The sequence below is a fragment of the Wukongibacter baidiensis genome (assembly GCF_050888315.1).
Taxonomy (GTDB): domain Bacteria; phylum Bacillota; class Clostridia; order Peptostreptococcales; family Caminicellaceae; genus Wukongibacter; species Wukongibacter baidiensis.
Genome location: NZ_CP138202.1, coordinates 6325871 through 6345956, shown reverse-complemented (window position 1 = coordinate 6345956; position 20086 = coordinate 6325871). Strand labels below are relative to the sequence as shown.

The following is a 20086-nucleotide window of genomic DNA, read 5'->3' as shown; positions in this document are numbered from 1 at the left end:
TCCTCAGGCTATAAACTACTCATGGCTAAGCATTGTTTTAACCTCAATATTCTTTCCGTCTGTTTCTATTATAACAGCACCATTCTTATCATTTCTATATATTTTTATTTCTCTTTCCTTCAATTTATTTAGAGTATCACCATGTGGGTGGCCAAAAACATTCTTTCCAACTTGTATTACTGCTATTTCCGGGGTAAAAGAATCTAAAAATTCCGGTGTGCTCGATGTTTTACTTCCATGGTGGCCTACCTTTAAAACGTCTACATCTCTTTTAAATCCACCCCTTACAATATCCATCTCTGCTTCCTTCTCAATATCACCGGTTAAAACCACTTCAAAGTCTTTGTATTCTAAAATAAGAACCAAGGAGTTGTTGTTTGTATCTTCGTTAGTATTTTCTATAAGTTCTGCCTTAGGGTATACTGCAGTCAATGTTAAGTCTTTTTCCAATCTTATTATTTTACCCTTACTGAATTCCATTATAGGAATCTTATTTTCCAAGCATATCCTCTCTATTTCTTGCCACTCTTCAGATGTATACTCCTTTGTGCCTATAACCATCTGTCCTGTTTTTATATTTTCAAGGACATTTGCAATTCCTCCGATGTGATCATTATGAATATGACTTACACATATTAAGTCTATATATGAAATACCATTCTTTAATAGGAAGCCCGATAGGAAATCTTCTTGTTCCTTCCCTCCGTCTACCAGTATCCGTTTACCCTTTGGGGTCTCAATAAGTATGCAATCCCCCTGGCCTACGTCAACAAAGGTAAGTCTTAAATCCTTAGGACGAAGGATTTCAAATACATTCATACATAGGATAACAACAAACAGTATTGCCACTATATTTTTAGTTTTTATTTCCTTTATATAAGGTATTTTCTCTTTATAACAAATTAGTATTAAAAAGATATAAAATAGTATTATAACTGTAAAGTTTGGAGATGCAACGCTAAATTTACTAAATGAAACATATGAAGACAATGAATTTATCCATACCAGTAATTTTATTAGCATACCATCAACATAGGCAACGTACTGTGAAAGGCTTGCGTTTATAAACAATGTGATAAAAAATACTAAATTCACTGGAAGAACAATACCCATCAATAAAACTACAGGTATATTTATTATCAGGGCAATAGGAGAAAACATATTAAAGTAATACGCAATTATTGGAGCAGTTCCGATTTGTGCAGCCAGTGTAACGGCAACCATCTGTCTAAGAAAATCAGGTAATAAACTTAGACCTTTATAAATAGGTCTATAAAATAGACCTATAGCTATTACTGCTGAAAAAGAAAGTTGAAACCCAATATTAAATATCATAAATGGATTAACTACAATGTTAGCTAAACAAATAAATGCTAATGCCGTAAATAGGTCATATCTTCTATCTAGATGATTTGATATTGAAAGAAGAGTTATCATCGATGATGCTCTTATCACAGATGGTGTAAATCCTACAATAAGTGCAAAAAACCAAATTAAAAGTATTGAAATTGTGACTTTATATTTTTCAGTCGTCCTTAACAGATTCAGTATGAAATTAATGAACATAAACAAAATTCCAAAGTGCAGTCCCGATACAGCTAAAGCGTGGGCAGTGCCATTTGTTTTAAAATTCTCGTATATATCCTCATCGATAATTTTCTTATCGCCAAAGGTAATACTAAGGGCAACCTTACCTTCTTCACCGGGAAAGTTCTCGAAGGTCCCTTTGTAGATACAACTTTTTATTTTATGCCTAAGGTCTATAAAATATGGCAAATCTGCCGGTCCTATAACCTCTACACCATGTTTTTTAGCCTTCGTAATGGTATAAATACCCTGAGTCCTTAAATAAAGATTATAATCAAACATTCTTGGGTTTCTAGCAGCATCAGGTATCTGAAGCTTCCCCTTAACCTTCACTCTCTTATTGTTTAAGCTTTTGCCTTTATATTTATAAATTCTCAATATAGATTTATCCTCTAAGCTATAGCTCCTTCCATCATGGCGAATTTCCCTAATAATTAGCACATATGTACTTTTATCGGTCACCTCCTTCTGGATGCAATCTCCTATTATCTCAACATCTTTATCAATAAATATCTTTGCGGGATTTTCGGTGATATAATTGTATTCCAGATTTAGTGCTCCCAAAATCGTCATAGCTAAAAGTACGCTAGTTATAACCATTCTGTTTTTCCTATATAAAAAAAATATTACTACTATTATATTAATGCATATAGCTACCAGTAAAACTTGTATTGGTAACCTTAAATAGTATTGAATTATGCTTCCTAGAATAACAGCTATGGTTATCCCTGCTAGAGGTCTTCTATACATGCTCAATTTCCACCTTTGACCTTTTTTTCATATATAGAGAGTTCCAAGTAAGTCTTAATTTACACATATCAAAATATCTGATGTTTCTGGGGATTTTTGATGTGTATAAATTAAAGCTTTGACTGGAATCCCTATAACCCATAGGAACTTTTAAAGAGTTTAGAATTGTCGATAACTATAATTTCTGTCATTTTTCTACAATTCTTCTCATAAATCCATTTCCCTTCTTTTTTCTTTAAATAACTAAAAATAACCTATGGAAATCATATAGCTTTCCATAGGTTATATCTTCATTCAGAAATAACATCTGAGTTTTTCTTGATTATTTTCTACTGTCCTTTACCTTCTCTTTTTATTAATACAGCAGCTAAAATGGCTGTTATAGGTATTGATAATATAAGCCCAATACTTCCAGCAAGTGAACGGACTACCTCAGTAGCTATAATATCTAGATTTATGATCCTAAGTATTGATGTCTCATAGGCCATAAATAGCAATAGTAATGGAACGGCACTTCCTGTGTATGCCAGTATCAATGTATTTGACATCGTTCCCATTATATCCTTACCTACGTTCATACCTGACAGGAATAACTCCTTCATAGTTAAATCCGTATTAGCACGATTTACCTCTTCTATTGATGAAGCAATTGACATACATACGTCCATAACAGCTCCCAGAGCTCCTAGTAAAATCCCAGAGAAAAGTAACTCCTTAAAGTTAAACTTTATATTCTGCGGTATATAAAGCAGCATCACAGCCTCTTCACTTGTCATACCCGTCAATCTAACCTTTGTCCCAATTACAAATGCCAAAAAGCCCGCAATTAGTACTCCAGATACAGTTCCAAGTATTGCAGCAAAGCTCTTTTTTGTTATACCAGAGATCAATAAAATCGTTAAAACCGTAATAACAACGGATATTAGTATGGTTATAGCCACTGGATTATAACCTCTTAACATCAAAGGTAAAAGCACTTTAAATATCATGAACATTGTAAATACTAAAGTAATAATTGTTTTCAATCCCTTGCTTTTTCCAATCACCAAAAGACTCAGTGCAAAAACACCAGCAAGTATATATATGTAAAAATCTCTAATATAATCTGCTATATTGACTACTAAACTTCCATCTTCATACTCTTCAATCAGTACAAGTACCTTATCCCCTGGCTTTACAGGTATGTCATATACAGGATGACCAGATAGGGTATTCTCTATATTGAAGACCTCGCCTTTATATTTCCCCGTTGTTACTTTTAATTCCACGTATTGAATAGATTCAATATTGTCGTTACTCACATCTCCACCATCAAAAGTTTCTAAAATAACGGCTCTTTCGTAAAGAGATGGTATCTCATCTTCTCCTTCTCCATAGGAACAGAAACTAAATAGTAAAAATACTAGTAGGGATATTGCTAGAACTTTTTTTGCCATATTTATCACCTCGTCTAAATATTGTCTCAATAATTATAACATACAATTCTTTTATGGCATAAAAATACGTGCTAGTCCATAAAATTCAAAAAGACCCTCTAATCCCTTAGAAGGTCTCTATACTTAACTACAATCTATATCAATTGTCCTTAATGGTTTAAATAATCAGGTACAGTTTCAGGATCAGTATGTTTATTACCTACATAAAGTAAATCGGCTTCAATATTTATGCTGTGATTGTTTTTATCATGTTTTATTTCTGCATTTTCTATTCTTCCATCATCCTGATGATAGTTTAGAAATTGTGTTAATATATCCCTTGCATTATTTACACTGACTTCATCATTATATGCCAACATATATTCATCCTCAGGAACCTCTAGATATAATTTATATTTGTCTTTTAGCTTTATTCTTCTTTCAGATATACTATTTAGCAATTTTTTCACACTCCTTAATTTTCCGTGCCTCACATGTAAATAATGTATTTAAAGACACTTTAATACCTATATTATGTGTAAAAATTGCAATAGTAATACTAAATCTATATCTCGTAACTTTTTAATTCTGTGGCAATTTCTACATCGCCAGAAAAATAAGCTTTAGCTTCATTCAAAAGTTCATTTGTATCATACTCAGGCCATAAATGGGTTAATAAAAGCTTTTTCACTCCTGCATTTGTTGCGATTTCACCAACTTGCTTTGCAGATAAATGATATGCATCTTCAGTTCTGTCCTTTTCTAGTAGATTGCATTCACATAAGAACAAATCACTATTATCAGATATTTCATTTACTGCATCACAGTATTTTGTATCGGCGGAATAAACAAATTTTTTACCTTTTTCTTCGACTATCACACTATAAGTTTTAATCGGATGGGACATGAGCTTAAATGTTATCCTTATATCCCCGAAGGTTAGCATAGTATGATCCATCAATTCCTCTTGAATAAAAGCATTTTTAAACTGCAATTTATTGTATGTATCCTCTGGATCCTTTGGTGCATATAAAGGTATACTTCGTGTTATGGCACCCTTCTCCTGATTTATACCTAAAGCATAACGCATAACCATTATATCTGAAATGTGATCACTATGTAGGTGACTTAATATTATTGCATCTAGTTCACTTAAGCTTCCTATGATACTAAGGAGTCTGCTAAGTGTTCCATTACCGCAGTCAATTAAAATTTTATGATTTTTAGTCTCTAATAAATACCCAGAACAAGCGCCTCCAGCTCGCGGATAGGGTCCTGAATTTCCTAAGATGGTGATTTTCATAAGTTAGTCCTCCTCTATTTTTAATTAACCAAAGATGTCTTTGGGAATTTTTTTCATTAAATTGCTTATATACTTAAGATTCTACCACAAAATTTATTTAATATGCCAAAAAATATCAAAAAGCCTATCTCTAGGCTTTTTCAAGGCTGTTAACAATCTAAAAAAGCCTATTTCTAGGCTTTTTGACTATTTATAGTTCTTTTTTTAAAAAGATTTGTTCTGCTAAGGGCTGCACCAATTGGAGCAAATATAGCTGCTCCTCCAAAACCTTGAATCAAGTTTCCAGGTATTGATTGTAGTGGAACTATGAAGCTTCCTTGCATAAGTGAAGCTGCGAAATAATACCCTGTAACCATCCAAAGCGCACCCACTACTATTGACATAATTTTTCTATTACTATTTTCACCTTCAGCTATTCTCCCTACTATATATCCCATAAGTCCCTTTATTATAAGAGTAGGTAAGGCCCAATGTGCATAACCACTTAGTATATCAGCTAATGCTGAACCTAACCCCCCGGCGATTGCACCATGTTTCCTTCCAAATAAGACAGCCGCTAGAAAGATCATACTATCACCTAAATGAATATATCCACTTGTAGCAGGTATAGGTACTCTAAATGACATAGTTGACATAGCTACTAATGCTACTAAAAGTCCCATGATTGTTAAATCTCTAGTTTTAAAATTACCCATTGTATTCACCTTCCTATAAATTGTATTGTTATGTATTACTTTTATTCTATTATAATATAAATTGTATCTATTGTAAATGGTATTCAAACATAATTTTCTCGTTTTTCAATACAATTGTACCGGTACAATACAACTTTCTAGCACCTATTTTTTACCTACAGACTAAAATATTCACCAAAAACATGAAAAGAGGCTGTCTCATAAAATTCTCTTATGAATTCAGCCTCTTATGACCTAATTTTATATCATTCCCTATAACCAGCTTTCCAGCTTTTCAATATCCTTTATTACCATTTTCTTTCCAGAGATATCGATTGACCCCTCTTTCTTAAAACGACTCAAGATTCTACTTACCGTTTCTCTGGCTGTCCCTATCATATTAGCTAATTCCTGTCTTGAAAGATCTAAATCAAATTCGATTTGTCCATTTCTTTCTATTCCAACATTTTTAGATAGTCTTATAAGCGTATCGGCAGTTCTAGAGTAGGTATCATTTAAAGCTAGTTGTTTTAACTTCATCTGAGCATTAAATAACCTCTTACTCAATATTTTTATCAAATTAAAACCAAGCTCTGTATTTGATTTTATCAGCTTCTCTAGATCATAGTTCCTAATCACACCAACAACAGCATCTTCTATAACTTCAGCCGTTGCAGGATAGCTTATATCATTAAAGATAGTCACCTCAGCAAAGACATGGTTTTCACCATAAATGTTAAGAATAAGCTCCTTTCCATCCTTCGAAGATTTAGATATCTTTATCTTTCCGGACTTTATGAAATAAAAGGCCTCCCCTTTATCTCCCTCCATGAAAATTACACTGCCCTTTTTATATTTTTTCTGAATAGTAATAGATAAAATCTTATTTAGATCATCGTCCTTCAATTGTGAAAATATAGGAACCTTCTTTAGCGCTTCGATATTGTCCATCTTTTTCCCCTCTTTTATAGATAGCAACATTAACATTTATTAAATCTTAAAGTCGCTTATCCTTATTTAAAGATTAATAATTGCAAGCTCTAGCTTTTCTCCATTGTTAGATAGTATCAGTAGTTTATCCTTACTTGGAGATTCATAAATACCAGTAACTGCTTCACTAGCCCTATACTTAAGATAGTTAGATTCAAAATCAGTTATATATACACCATTATTAAGAACATATAAGAGTTTGTTTGAATCTAGGTACTTGTAAAGCATTGGATCTTCCTTACCTTCCTTTTTAGAAGTAAATTCTTGAAGATTATTATACTCCTTTACACTACGTTTATTAAGATTAATAATCCTAATATTATTTTTTTCGTCGTTACCAAGAGAAGATACATGTATATTGTTCTCAATCAAATCAAATTTATAATCTTCTCCAGTACTATTTATATCCTTAAAATAGCTCTGTAAATCAGAAAGAGTATTATTTTTAAGCCCATAGGAATAAATTTTATTAAAATAGTATTTATTATCGTCCTCGACATACTTACCTACAACTATTAAGGCCTCACTATTATCCTTCCAAATAGCAGGTCTTATTACCTTGTATCCCTTCCCCATCTTCTGAGTGTATTTAATTTTTCTCGTCTTAAGATTATAGAAACCTACTCTATCACTAGCTAGATTTTCTACGCTCACATCTTTTGTATTTGTAACAGAGTTATTTTCCATATGTGAAAATGCAACTGTAAGGTTCTCCTTACCCCAACTAGGATTTATACCCAGAATCTCTTCAGCATAAACCTTACCCGAATCAGCTCCAAATACTGAAAAGTAGCTTTCCTTAAAGTCTTCTTTATTTATATTGGCTACAGCTAAGTAACCGGCTTCGTATGAAAAACTAACATTGTTCTCGAAGTTCTTTAAAGCTTCATTTCCTATTTCCTTATCAATGCTGGCTACCTTTTTGCTTGAAAAATTATAAACCTTTATTTTTTTATCATTAGTATCATAAAAAGCAACTTTTTTCTTATTACCAGATACCTTAACTAATAGCTGATCATTTAATTTTATACTATCACTCAACAATTTAGATTCCTTGTCTTTTCTTACATGAAAAAGTCCCTTCTTCTTCGCAGCTTCGCTATAGATAAGATAACTATCTCCATCTATTTCTACAATCAATTCAATATTTTCCTTGAACTCTTTCTTGTAGAACGCCTCGCCATTTTCATGATTCTGTGACAATTTCTTTGAATTATAGTCAAATTGGAAAAGTTCTGTTTTGTTGTTATCAGCTAAACCTTTGAAGCTTACAACATTATCATCTATCCATTTAACATCATGGGCATCTTTAACATCTGATACATACTTTATAAAATTATCGCCTTCAACAACCTCTACATTTTTACTTTCATAGCTTTGTTTTAATAGACTCGTAACCTTTATGTCATCACTCATCATTTTAGTTAAAAGAAATGCTGTAAGTAATATTCCACAAAAAATTAATACATTCTTATTACTTTTCATTGTTTTTGTTCAACTCCTCATCCATTCGTTGTCTTGCCTCATCTAGATTATTATAGGCTGCATCAATCATTTTCTTTAACTCAGTAAGTAAATCACTAGTATAATTTCGATTCATGAACTGAAATATATCTATTTGATTATTATCATTTAAAAGATTGTTTAGTTTAGCATAGGTAAATATTCTATATATCTTCTTGCCCTTTACTAGTACTACTATATCATTCAATAATAACTTTTTTAAAAGCATATTAAAATTTTCAATGCCTTTATTATCTATTTCTTCAATTTCTCCCAAATTGATTATCCTACCAATGAGCTTTTCTCCGTTAAATAAAAAGTAATTTTCATTAATGTAGACATTACTACCTCTTTTTATCTTTGAAAATCTGAAATCTCCTCTTTTTATCCTTCTAGCTTTACCGAAGGCTTCCAAATAGAGATACTTCATGTTAAAGTCCACATTTCTTATTTCAATTATTTGTCCATTTGCCCAAACATAGGTTTTATCTTCTTCAATCTTTTCATCAACTTTTAGCTTATCGAAGGTCATATTCTCAAGATTTAAAGTCAGGTCTTCATTTTGTTCATTTCTACACTTGGCCACAACATAAAATCTCATATGCTCACCCCATTGGATCTGGATAATTTGTATCCTACATAAGTATTATCTAATATAGAGCTTTCAGTGAAAGCTTTAACTTCTACACATCAAAAATCCCCAGAATCATCGGATATTTTGATATGTATAAATTAAGTTTCACTAGGAACTCTCTATATATAGTTCCTCTATAATCTCAATTTCCTCCCTAGTAAAATAAAAGGCTTTATAAATTTCTTCATCAATTTTTCTTTGATACTTGTCTATCAATTCCCTGTCATAACCCCTATCACAACAATCTAATATTCTATTTGTAATACTTATTATGTTTTCTCTAATATCACAATCAAGGTTTAGATTTATAGGAATTCCAGCTAAAGGACTAGAGTACAATTCAAGGTAGTTCCCCTTTCTTTTTCCCATATTATACAGCCAGAAATAGGTTACATTTGAGTTTAGTATACCCAATAACAGCTTAAGATCTACCTCTTCATCCTTTGTAGTGATGAAATATACATCTGCACTAGCATACCACGGGTCTTCATTATAACCAAAATTATTCTTATTGGCCCTCTGGGGCACAACTATCTTAGGTCCTTCAAATATACTCTGTTCTCTGCTCCATTGCAGGGCAAACCAGTTTCTAATCCCTTTTTTTGTCTCTCTTCTCATGTCCATAATATTCTTATACTTTTTGAGATGTTCTTGTATAACAAAGCAATTTTCACTATTAGAGATATTCTTATCAGTAAAGTATAAGATAAATTTATTTGTAGATTTATTTGTAAAATACTTCTTAATGTCGCTATTTTTATAAAAGGGTTTTAAAAGCCTACAGATATCCATACTAGCATTAGATACCTCTTCTTTGTTCAGTACAAAAATTCCTTCATTATTATTAATGTTATATTTTTCTATTATCTCCTTTTCAAGCTTCACATCCAACATTCTACCGGTTACCTTATCGGCTCCACTAACAATCCCTTGATTAACATTGCAGAGATCCCCTAGATTTAAGCCGCAATGGGATTTTATTTTCTTTATGATCCTAGAGTACTCACCATTCGGAAAAATCATTATATTTCCATTTGATTCATATAAATTTCTTTGATTTTCTAATATATAGTTAGATACGTCGTCATTACTGACTTCCTTACTATTTATCAGATCAGTAATCTCAGATGTTTTTACTCTGTGATTTTTTATGTACTTTACATTTATAGGCCTGTTTTCCTCGGCCCCCTTTGTTATAGTAAAAATAATATTGTGCTGACCCTTTGCGGCTTTAAAAACTTCATATTCATTGAAGTTTATAATTTCCCTAAAGCTAACCTCGTCCTTGAAGAATCTTCGGAGCTTCTTAGCCCCATCGGCGGTGATAAAATAGTTTGTGGTTATATATGAAAGCACGCCACCATCTTTAAGTATATCTATGCCTCTATAAATAAAATAATAAAAATAGTCCATCTTAGCTTCATAGTAGCTCTTTCCAAACTCATATTTCTTTATATTCTCAAATAGCTCCTTGTTCCCCTTTTCTCCAACATAGGGAGGATTTCCAATAACTATATCAAATCCACCGTTATCTATCACCCTCTTGATTTCTGATGCCGTGAAAATTTCTTCTCCAAGGATACTATTTCTTAGGTAGAAATTTAACCTCAAAGAATCAATATTAAACTCTTCATAACCTGCAAACATGTCTATGTACTTTAAAGCAACCATTTCAAGAGGACTCAGCTGAATGTCTATTCCAAATATATTATTTTCAAGTATCCATTTCTTTTCCTTATATTCGTTAATATCAAGCTTTAGTTCTCTGTATATAGACGCCTTTATATCATAAATCATCTCTAGGGTATGATGTAAAAATAGCCCTGAACCACAGGCAATATCAATTATCTTTATTTTCTTTAATAGATTCAATATCTCTAGTAATTGAGATTCCCTTATGTTAATGATAGCCTTATCCTTAACGAGCTTCTCAAGACTAGTTCTATCTATCTCTATATTATCTTCTATATAAAGTATAATTGAATTCGAAACGATAAACTCAATTATAAATCCAGGCGTGTAATAGCTTCCTGTCAACTCTCTTTTTTGATTGTTCATGTATTCTTCCAGGATGCCACAGAGCGCCATTAGATCCATTTCCTCAGGAAGCTCTTTAGAAATCTCTTCAAAATATGAATTCTCTTCAGTGATTTGATTCGTAGTTTCAAAATTCCTGTTTACAAAGTCAATATAGTCATAAAATTTGATCCCATTTTTCCTCAGGACATTTTCTCTTATCAAATTAATAAACGCTGCTTCTTTATTGCTCTGCCCTTTATCCATATTTTCTAAAATCTTGTCTAAAGCTTTTACTAAACTTTTTTCCATAAAAGATTCCTTTCTGCATATAATACGATAAACATCTCACATTCTGGAGATTTGACATCCAGCGTTTCTGGGGATGTTAAATCTTCGGAATGTAATAGATTTTTCGTAACTTATATGATAAGCTAAAATCTTATCTCCTCTTTAAATTATATTTTATAGTGGTCTAAGTTACAAGTTTTAAAGGAAAAAGACATCAATCGACAGACCTAAACTGACATATCCAATAAAAAATCCCAGCACACAACGTGCTGGGATTTTACTAACCTTTTAAAGTTCTTACATATTTTCCTTCTCCAACCTTCTTTACACCATCTATTTCTTGGATTATTTCATCCACAACTAAATCAATATCATTAATATTTATATCTATTCCCTTTTTCTTTAAATATTTCATTATTGTCAGTAACCTAATATGGTAGTTACAAGGGTTCTTAAAATAAGGATGCTTTTCAATATACTTTCTTATTTTCTTTCTGTCAATAAGATACTTAGTATCAATACCATTATCCTCAATCTTTTTCTCAACCTTGCTTAAATAATTATTTACATGTTCCTTAGGATCATTATATTTATTAAGCAATCCCCTAATGTCTTCTATAATACTTTCCATTTTAATATTGCTCGATGATGGTTCCATAGTCTTTTTGTCATTTTCCCCCTCGTAGGGCTCAGATAAATCAGCCGTAGCAGTTTCCATAAAGAAAATGTACCCCTTTCAAATAATAGTAATACAATTTATTTTACTACCATAATAGAAAACTGTCAAATGGACAAGAGTAGTTATATGGCTGTTTCCCTTGCCATTTCTCGGTTTAAGCTCATCGTCACCAGTCTTAATCCTATGTAATAATAGTTTGTGCTATTTCCACCATAGTTAATCAGAATTTATTTAAATTTTTATAGTACTATAATATATCCTCTATTGTTAAAATCTCATCCTTTACATGTTTTATTAGATCACGCGATAATTTCTCAAGTGTTCTTTTAGCTTTCGTCTTATCTATTTCAGATATACATTCTATTTCCAATTTCTCTTTATACAATACAATCTCACACAGTATTCTGTTCCTGCCTTCATCATACATAGTAAAATAGAGAATGTTGTCTTCTTTATCCTCTAAATCTATCTCTCCGTTGTTGTATAAAATATCATACAATCTCTTGTAGTTTATAACTACATAGGTGCTTTGATAAACTGTATAGTCATTATTGTCCTCTATCTGTTTCCTTGTTAGATCATCAATAATATTGGCAAAGCTATATAGTAATATAGGATTATTTTCAAGAAACTTCTTTACTGTGTAAAACTTATCTCTATTTCTATCCATTTCATGTTTTTCATGGAAGATTTTTTCGATTCCTCCTTGGAATCTTTTATCTAACTTCAGATAGTCGTCCAGTAAATAATTCTGACCATTAAAGCTTATAACCCTTCCTATTATAAGTTCATTCATATTTATAACTTCTTTACTTTCTTCTAATAGAAATTCTTCTTTTAAGAAAACATCAGTAAGCTTCTTTTTACCGTTCAATATATTGCTCTCATATATAGATAAATATGTATTTGAAAGCCCTTCAATAATAATATTTTCCTCGTCGGTTAGTTCACTACCTTTTATATGTATATATTCCTGAAAAAAAGTCCTTCCATTTTCTAAGCTATAATCCCATAATAACCAAGAAACAAAATTCTTCTCATCATAGGAATAATTGTTTTCATTCAATACCTCTGTAAAAAAATTCTTTGCTCGCTCTACCTCAGTTTTATAATCTGGACTCAAGGCGAAATATAATACTTTATCTGTAAGTTTGTTTTCCAATTTCTTAAATTCATCATATGACATATTCATCTTTTCACTCCCATATAAATGTTTACGGTGAATCTCAAAGGGGAATAATCTAGTCTCCCCCTATGATTCTACCTTAATAGCATTCAACATTCAACTTTTCTTTCAATATTATAGAGATTCCAGTGAAAACTTTAATTTATACACATCAAAAATCTTCAGAAGCATCAGATATTTTGATACATATAAATTAGATTTCACTAGGAACTCTATATATTAAAACTTTAAAAAGTTATTGTATTCTCCTCTATTTCAAACTAAATATATATTCTAAGGCCGGAGCCTTTTTATAAAATTCATTAAATCTATACTCTTCTCTTATATCTAAAGGATATAATTTTCTAAAAATTAATTTTATCTCATCGTCTGTAATATCTTTCAGATCTATATTCGATAACCCGCCTACAATTATGTCAGCAAGTTCTTTATCAATATCATATATATCATAATCGCTTTCAGCGAATATATGCTTAAAAAAACTCATTTCTCCATCATTTTTAATATCGATTATTGCGATATCGTAAAGCTTATCATATCTATCCTTAATATTTTTTACTAGCTTATTCCAAACTTCTATACCTTTTTTATTAAATTTGCTTGCTATTTTACCTTTATCTTCAAATACTCTTAAGAGTAATAATTTTGCACAATAGTTGAAACATGCTTTATTTAAAAATAGTTTACACCATTTAACTTCCTCATACTCGAGATTTTTTCTGCTGTCTATTCTAAATTTTTTTACTATACCAATATTCTCGTATTCATATTTAATCATGAAGGTCTTCTTAAATCTTTCTAGTACTTCTGATATATTTTGTACTTCATGCAAATCTCTTCCTCCTTTCTTAAATTCTAGGCACACTAGTCCTTACTATATAATATTGCTTCGGGTCCATATTTGTCAGCTTATTTTTTAATATTGTGAAGTATTTTCTAATTATCTTCATATATTTATACAAAGGAGGGATCACATTGAAAAGAAAACTCATATTTGTACTAGTTATTTTACTTGTAGCTTCCACAATATCGTTAAACCAAGGACATCTAACAACGATATATACTTCTGCCATCGATAGCTTCAATGCTATTAACAGCTCTATCCCTTACAGCCTAATTGAACAGCTTGATAGCAGTAATATAGTCAAACAAAAAGAAGCTGAAACCGAACTAAAGAAAATCTGCCTCGATATTCTTGACTATACAAATTGGCAAAATTACATAGATTATATCAATCTCGAAACCTATAAAGGAAATGTTCTGCCCGGTGGTAGCGATGAGCTTATAGTTGCTTTAAACTTGTCAAAAGACTTGGCAACAGTATGCGTATTCAGCGATACGGGGCAAAACTATAGTTTTGCTCAGAAGATTGAGAATCTACTTCCAATCGAAACAATTCAATTTGTTAAAATCCCTGATAAAGACTACGATTTTTTAGTAATCCATCAGATTGCCGATGAAAGACTTGGAGCATTTTATTATGAGAAATTTCTAGAAATCTACATGTTTGAAAAAAATATCTTTAAAGAGAAGCTGAAAGAAACTACCTTTTATGAAGAGATATATAAAAGTGTATGGATAGATGAGTCTGCCCCTAAGGACGAATGGAATAAAAATACAATTAAAAACAATATACTTTTTATTGAAAACTCAGATCTATATATTGATGTTTCAGGTACAAAAAATAAATATAAAGCCAAGGGCGATAATACCATCCCTAAGAGTAATGAATTTAAAATAGAAAATAGTACTTCCTATAAGTATAGATATTTCTGGAATAAAGAATTTGAAAAGTTCAGTAGAAAGGAAGATGTAGTGACATTTAACGATGTTCCAGTCTTTGTTCATAGTGATAGCGAGACCGATAGTAAAAATTTATGTGGTTTTTCGAAAAATAAATATAAGTTAGTGACTACTTCTGATAAAATATTGTATATAGACAAAGAAGTAATTGACGAACAACAATAGGATTGATAAATAAGGAGTGGATGTACTTGACGATAAAATTATTTTATAAGAACCCCTACATAAAAGAATTTAATGCGAATATTTTAAAAATAGTAGAGAAGGATGATATGCTTCACTTAGAACTTAATCAGACAGCCTTTTACCCTGAAGGCGGTGGACAGCCAACGGATACAGGCTTCATTGGTGATATAGAAGTTTTAGAGGTTTATGAAGCTGGAGAAAAAATATATCACGTAGTTAATCAGCTGCCATCTGCCTTAGACAATGTTAGATGTCATATTAACTGGGAACGAAGATTTGATCATATGCAGCAACATCTAGGCCAGCATATTTTATCTGCTGCCTTCGAGAAGCTTTATGATGCAAATACAGTAGGCTTTCATTTGAGCCCCAATACTTTGACTATTGATATAGATAAAGTTTTATCCTACCACGATATAACCAAGGTTGAATATTTTGCAAATCAATTAGTTTTTAATGACTTTACAGTTGATATTCTATATCCCACTGAGGAGGAGTTAGCTAGTTTACCCCTTAGGAAGCCACCAACTGTACTTGAAAATGTTCGAATAGTAAAATTAGATGATTTGGATTATTCTCCTTGCTGTGGAACCCATCCAAATAGAACTGGAGAAGTAGGTCTAATAAAGATTAAAAAGTTTGAAAAGCATAAATCTGGCTTAAGAATAGAGTTTGCATGTGGAAATAGAGCTTTAGATGACTATCTGCTTAAGAATAATGTAGTTAATCAGCTTTCAGCAAATCTTTCTGTAAAATCCGATGAGATTCTAAGCAGTATAAAGAGAATTAACGAAGAATTGCTTAATATGAAGAAAGAGAATAAAGCTTTAAAAGAGCAGCTTATTTCATTTGAAGCAATCGATCTACTTAATAATAGCTCTACTATCAACAATTCAAGGATTATAAAGAAAATATTCTACGATAGAGACTTTAATGAAGTAAAACAATTATCAACTACTCTGATTAATAACGACGGAACCGCTGTTATATTTGGATTAGTTAGCGATGATAAGGCTCAGCTTATTTTTAGTCGTTCAAAGGATTTAGACGCTATTAAAATGAATGATATTTTGAAGGAATCCATTACTTTGATTGATGGAAAGGGCGGTGGAAGTCCCTTCTCTTCTCAAGGAGGAGGAAAAAATGTTGATGGTATTCACTCGGCCATTGATTTAGCTTATAATAGAGTTAAAAATTTCTGCTAATTTCATTTAAGTAACATAGTACAAAAGACTCTGAGTTATCAGGGTCTTTTCCTGTTTAGCTAGTCTCTCCTTTCGTTATACTTCCAATATATTTCTCTTAAACCCGGGTTAAATTTTTCTAAATTTTTTATAACAAATTCATGTATCTCTTCATATATTGATATTAAGGTTAGAATTTTATCAGTATCAATAATTAATATAAAGGAGGACTTTCCTTATGTGGAACAATCAATTCGGATATTATCCACCAATGATGAGAGGTTACGGTAAAAATTATGATGAAGATTTATGTCTTTATTATGAAAAAGAGAAAGTTTACTATGATAACAGATATCCAGAGTGTTTTAAGGATGCATTAAAGGATCTAGAGTGCCAAAAAGTGAACGTTTCTTTAACAAATGGTGACACCTATGACAATGTTACTTTAGACGAGGTTAACAGAGATTACATCGCTGTAAGAAAAAATGACTGTGCAGAAGTTTGTCTAATTCCTATGAACAAGATTTGCAGTGTATGTTGTTCAGATGATCTTGCTAAGGACCTTTGGGGACAGCGCATTAAAAAGGCCCCTGATAACAACAACAAGTATTATTACAAGTAATAGCACAAAATAATAAAGGAGTCTTCTACTGAAGACTCCTTATTGTTTTTATATCTATAAAATTCTAGTAAACACCTTGAGCTAACATTGCAGCTGCAACTTTCTTGTATCCAGCAATGTTTGCACCTGCAACTAGGTTATATCCTAATCCATATTCTTGAGAAGCTTCCATAGCATTCTTATGGATGTTTACCATGATATCCTTTAATTTAGCGTCAACTTCTTCAAATGTCCATGAGTATCTCATGCTGTTTTGAGACATTTCTAAAGCTGATGTAGCAACTCCACCTGCATTAGCAGCCTTAGCTGGAGCCATAAGAATACCTTTTTCTAAGAAGAAGTTTATTGCATCGTTAGATGTAGGCATGTTAGCACCTTCACCTACTGCAATAGCACCATTTTCGATGATGTTCTTTGCTCTATCCATATCGATATCATTTTGAGTCGAGCAAGGAAGTGCGATATCATACTTGAATTTACCTTCCCAAACATTACCTTCATGGTATTCTGCTTCTGGATGCTCTTTAACGTACTCTTTAATTCTCTTTCTTTCAACTTCTTTTAATCTCTTAACAGTCTCTAAGTTGATACCGTTAGCATCGTATATGTAACCAGCTGAATCAGACATAGCAACTACTTTAGCTCCTAATTGAGTAGCTTTTTCGTTAGCGTAGATTGCAACGTTTCCTGAACCAGACATTGCAACAAGTTTACCTTCCATTGAATGTCCATTAGCTTTTAACATTTCGTCTACAAAGTAAAGTAATCCGTATCCAGTTGCTTCAGTTCTTACTAAGCTACCGCCATACATTAATCCTTTACCAGTTAATACTCCATTTTCGAAGGCTCCTCTAATTCTTCTGTATTGTCCATACATGAAGCCTATTTCTCTTCCACCAACACCGATGTCACCAGCTGGAACATCTATGTCAGGACCAATGTGTCTATATAATTCAGTCATAAAGCTTTGGCAGAATCTCATGATTTCTCCATCAGATTTTCCTTTAGGATTGAAGTCAGAACCACCTTTACCTCCACCTATTGGAAGACCAGTTAAAGAATTCTTGAAGATTTGCTCAAATCCTAAGAACTTAATAATTCCAACATAAACAGATGGATGGAATCTTAAACCACCTTTGTATGGTCCAATAGCTCCATTGAATTGTACTCTAAATCCACGATTTACTTGAACTTTTCCGCTGTCATCAACCCATGGTACTCTGAAAATAATTTGTCTTTCAGGTTCTACAAGTCTCTCTAAGATTCCAGCTTCTTTATACTCAGGATGTCTCTCAATAACTGGCTCAAGCGAATGAAGAACTTCCTCTACTGCTTGAATAAATTCAGGTTCGCTACCATTTCTTGCTTTAACCTTTTCTAACACCTCTTGAATATAAGACATATACATCTCTCCTTTTGTTAAATATATATGATAAAGAAAAGCAGACCTTATAATACTTTCCTTTATTCACAAAAAAAATTTGGGTTTGTAAAAACTTTAAGTTCAGTCCTCTCTCTAACATGACCTACAGTTTAAATTATTGCCATCATGATACTTGTTTATGTAAATTAACAATGATCGAAAACAACTTACACCCCAATAAAAACAGGGAAATTATTTTTTAACACTATTGCATATATATACTAACTTTTTAACCAAAGTATAATAATTATACGTAATGAAACGTTTTCCAGCTATAGTTTTTAAATTAACATTCCCCACCTACTAATTTTATCTTATATTAGTAAATATTAAAAGAAAAATATTTTTTTATCAAGCTTTTTTTGAAAGTTTTCTGCCATTTTCGATAATTTCACTTTGTTTTATCCATTTTTTTACTATAAAGTCTAGATTTTCAATCCAATTTTTTTCATTTTTTTTAATAATAGTAAAACCATAATCATGATTACCCTCGACTTCGTCACTATTATAACATATATAAACTAATAATTGTGAAATATTATTAAATTTTTTTCGCAATTATTAACAGAAAATTCGAAATTATGCAAGCAGTTTTGCTTGCTAAAGTTTTAAAGGGCTACCACACAAATATAACCTTTGTGTAATAGCCCTTATCTTCGTTATTCTTAGTCACGCGGTTTAAACATGCATTCTTTATAATCAAATCCAAACTTCTTATATAACTCATGGGCATCCTTTGTAGCTAATAATTGTAAGGTTCCCTTTATTCTTTCATCTTCAACAGCGTAACCAAACATCCATTTTCCTAGTCCCTTACCTCTATACTCCTCATCAACTACTACATCACATATCCACGCAAAGGAAGCTTCGTCCGTAACAATTCTCGTAAATCCGATCTGTCTTCCATCCAGATAAATACCATAGCATATAGAATTTTTTATAGCCTTTTCAACCTTTTCTTTAGGCCTACTAGCCGCCCAATATGTTTTTGATAACATAATATATACAGCCTCGATATCTATTAATTCTTTATCATTGCTCAATAGGAATTCGCCTCTTCTTGTCTCCATTTTTGTAACCCCCTTATAGATGTATGTTTATATTCGTCTAATATTCTTATTTCACTTTAATTTTAAGTTATAGGGTAAGTTACATCAATCTGCTTTATTCTCAACTGTACCGGTACAAAAAAGAAGGCGTCTCAGAATGACAAATTTCTGCGTTACTTAAAATCTACTCCATAGCTTCATTCCTAATAACCATATGTATATGATCTTCCCACACTCCATTGATTCTTAGATATTTCTTTGCCGTACCTTCATTATAAAAGCCAACCTTTTCTACAACCTTTAAGGACGGACCATTCTTCGGTATGATATTTGCTTCAATCCTATGAAGTCCTAATTCATCAAAGGCATACTGAATTACCCTCTTCAATGCCTCTGTCATGTATCCTTTGTTTACTTTATCCTTATCCAGCTTGTATCCTATAAAGCATGAGCAAAAACATCCCATGATTATCTCACTCAGTGCAATAGATCCAAGTACCTTTTCAAAGTTCTTGTCGGATTTTTCGAAAATCCAAACTTTGAAGAGCTTACCCTCTTTGATTTTTATTAGTTCATCCTGAAGTTGTTTTCTATGAAACTCTTCTGTGTAAAACTCCTCAGATCTAACAGGCTCCCATTGACCAAGAAAGTCCTTGTTTCTAACATTATATTTCAAAACCCTATCGGCGAAGGTCTCATCTAGTACCTTTAGTACAAGCCTCTCACTTACTATCTCCCTATTCATCTACAACTCCTCCTTCTCATCAGTACTATCTAGTTTATCACATTTT

Annotated in this window: 18 protein-coding genes; 3 read left to right on the top strand and 15 right to left on the bottom strand. The window is 31.8% G+C overall.

The window, feature by feature from the left end:
• Positions 1 to 15: 15 nt before the first annotated feature.
• From R9X47_RS29125 to R9X47_RS29070, 12 genes are all read right to left on the bottom strand, one after another.
• On the bottom strand, positions 16 to 2337 hold the full coding sequence (locus R9X47_RS29125) for a DNA internalization-related competence protein ComEC/Rec2 (RefSeq protein WP_432664570.1): 2322 nt from the start codon (positions 2335 to 2337) through the stop codon (positions 16 to 18).
• Between the two features lie 329 nt (positions 2338 to 2666).
• Positions 2667 to 3773, bottom strand: coding sequence for a YibE/F family protein (locus R9X47_RS29120; RefSeq protein ID WP_432664569.1), 1107 nt, complete (start codon positions 3771 to 3773; stop codon positions 2667 to 2669).
• A 149-nt stretch (positions 3774 to 3922) separates the two neighbouring features.
• A complete protein-coding gene (locus R9X47_RS29115) occupies positions 3923 to 4213 on the bottom strand; it encodes a hypothetical protein (RefSeq protein WP_432664568.1) in 291 nt (96 codons plus the stop codon).
• Positions 4214 to 4317: 104 nt separating this feature from the next.
• The gene (locus R9X47_RS29110; RefSeq protein ID WP_432664567.1) at positions 4318 to 5055 is read right to left on the bottom strand and encodes an MBL fold metallo-hydrolase; all 738 of its coding nucleotides are present in this window, start codon (positions 5053 to 5055) and stop codon (positions 4318 to 4320) included.
• Positions 5056 to 5228: 173 nt separating this feature from the next.
• Positions 5229 to 5750, bottom strand: coding sequence for an ECF transporter S component (locus tag R9X47_RS29105; protein WP_432664566.1), 522 nt, complete (start codon positions 5748 to 5750; stop codon positions 5229 to 5231).
• Between the two features lie 252 nt (positions 5751 to 6002).
• Positions 6003 to 6680, bottom strand: a complete 678-nt coding sequence (locus tag R9X47_RS29100) for a Crp/Fnr family transcriptional regulator (protein WP_432664565.1) — start codon at positions 6678 to 6680, stop codon at positions 6003 to 6005.
• Positions 6681 to 6746: 66 nt separating this feature from the next.
• Positions 6747 to 8204, bottom strand: a complete 1458-nt coding sequence (locus tag R9X47_RS29095) for a hypothetical protein (RefSeq protein WP_432664564.1) — start codon at positions 8202 to 8204, stop codon at positions 6747 to 6749.
• A complete protein-coding gene (locus R9X47_RS29090) occupies positions 8194 to 8823 on the bottom strand; it encodes a hypothetical protein (RefSeq protein WP_432664563.1) in 630 nt (209 codons plus the stop codon). The genes R9X47_RS29095 and R9X47_RS29090 overlap by 11 nt, the downstream gene beginning before the upstream one ends.
• A gap of 141 nt (positions 8824 to 8964) precedes the next feature.
• Positions 8965 to 11184, bottom strand: coding sequence for an Eco57I restriction-modification methylase domain-containing protein (locus R9X47_RS29085; protein WP_432664562.1), 2220 nt, complete (start codon positions 11182 to 11184; stop codon positions 8965 to 8967).
• A gap of 259 nt (positions 11185 to 11443) precedes the next feature.
• Positions 11444 to 11881, bottom strand: coding sequence for a hypothetical protein (locus R9X47_RS29080; protein ID WP_432664561.1), 438 nt, complete (start codon positions 11879 to 11881; stop codon positions 11444 to 11446).
• A 208-nt stretch (positions 11882 to 12089) separates the two neighbouring features.
• On the bottom strand, positions 12090 to 13034 hold the full coding sequence (locus tag R9X47_RS29075) for a hypothetical protein (protein ID WP_432664560.1): 945 nt from the start codon (positions 13032 to 13034) through the stop codon (positions 12090 to 12092).
• Positions 13035 to 13278: 244 nt separating this feature from the next.
• The gene (locus tag R9X47_RS29070; RefSeq protein ID WP_432664559.1) at positions 13279 to 13860 is read right to left on the bottom strand and encodes a hypothetical protein; all 582 of its coding nucleotides are present in this window, start codon (positions 13858 to 13860) and stop codon (positions 13279 to 13281) included.
• Positions 13861 to 14003: 143 nt separating this feature from the next.
• Here R9X47_RS29070 and R9X47_RS29065 point away from each other — a divergent pair, with 143 nt between their 5' ends.
• The 3 genes from R9X47_RS29065 (at position 14004) to R9X47_RS29055 (ending at position 16823) form a co-directional block, all read left to right on the top strand.
• On the top strand, positions 14004 to 14996 hold the full coding sequence (locus R9X47_RS29065) for a hypothetical protein (protein ID WP_432664558.1): 993 nt from the start codon (positions 14004 to 14006) through the stop codon (positions 14994 to 14996).
• A 26-nt stretch (positions 14997 to 15022) separates the two neighbouring features.
• Entirely contained in the window at positions 15023 to 16222 is a 1200-nt protein-coding gene (locus R9X47_RS29060) for an alanyl-tRNA editing protein (protein ID WP_432664557.1), read from the top strand.
• A gap of 217 nt (positions 16223 to 16439) precedes the next feature.
• Complete coding sequence (locus R9X47_RS29055; protein WP_432664556.1) at positions 16440 to 16823, top strand: hypothetical protein; 384 nt, start codon at positions 16440 to 16442, stop codon at positions 16821 to 16823.
• A gap of 64 nt (positions 16824 to 16887) precedes the next feature.
• Here the strand turns inward: R9X47_RS29055 and gdhA are convergent, their stop codons facing one another.
• From gdhA to R9X47_RS29040, 3 genes are all read right to left on the bottom strand, one after another.
• On the bottom strand, positions 16888 to 18225 hold the full coding sequence (gdhA, locus tag R9X47_RS29050; protein ID WP_432664555.1) for an NADP-specific glutamate dehydrogenase: 1338 nt from the start codon (positions 18223 to 18225) through the stop codon (positions 16888 to 16890).
• A gap of 686 nt (positions 18226 to 18911) precedes the next feature.
• Positions 18912 to 19316 (bottom strand): GNAT family N-acetyltransferase, encoded by a 405-nt coding sequence (locus tag R9X47_RS29045; RefSeq protein WP_432664553.1) that lies wholly within the window; start codon positions 19314 to 19316, stop codon positions 18912 to 18914.
• Between the two features lie 163 nt (positions 19317 to 19479).
• On the bottom strand, positions 19480 to 20040 hold the full coding sequence (locus R9X47_RS29040; protein ID WP_432664552.1) for a GNAT family N-acetyltransferase: 561 nt from the start codon (positions 20038 to 20040) through the stop codon (positions 19480 to 19482).
• Between the last annotated feature and the right edge of the window lie 46 nt (positions 20041 to 20086).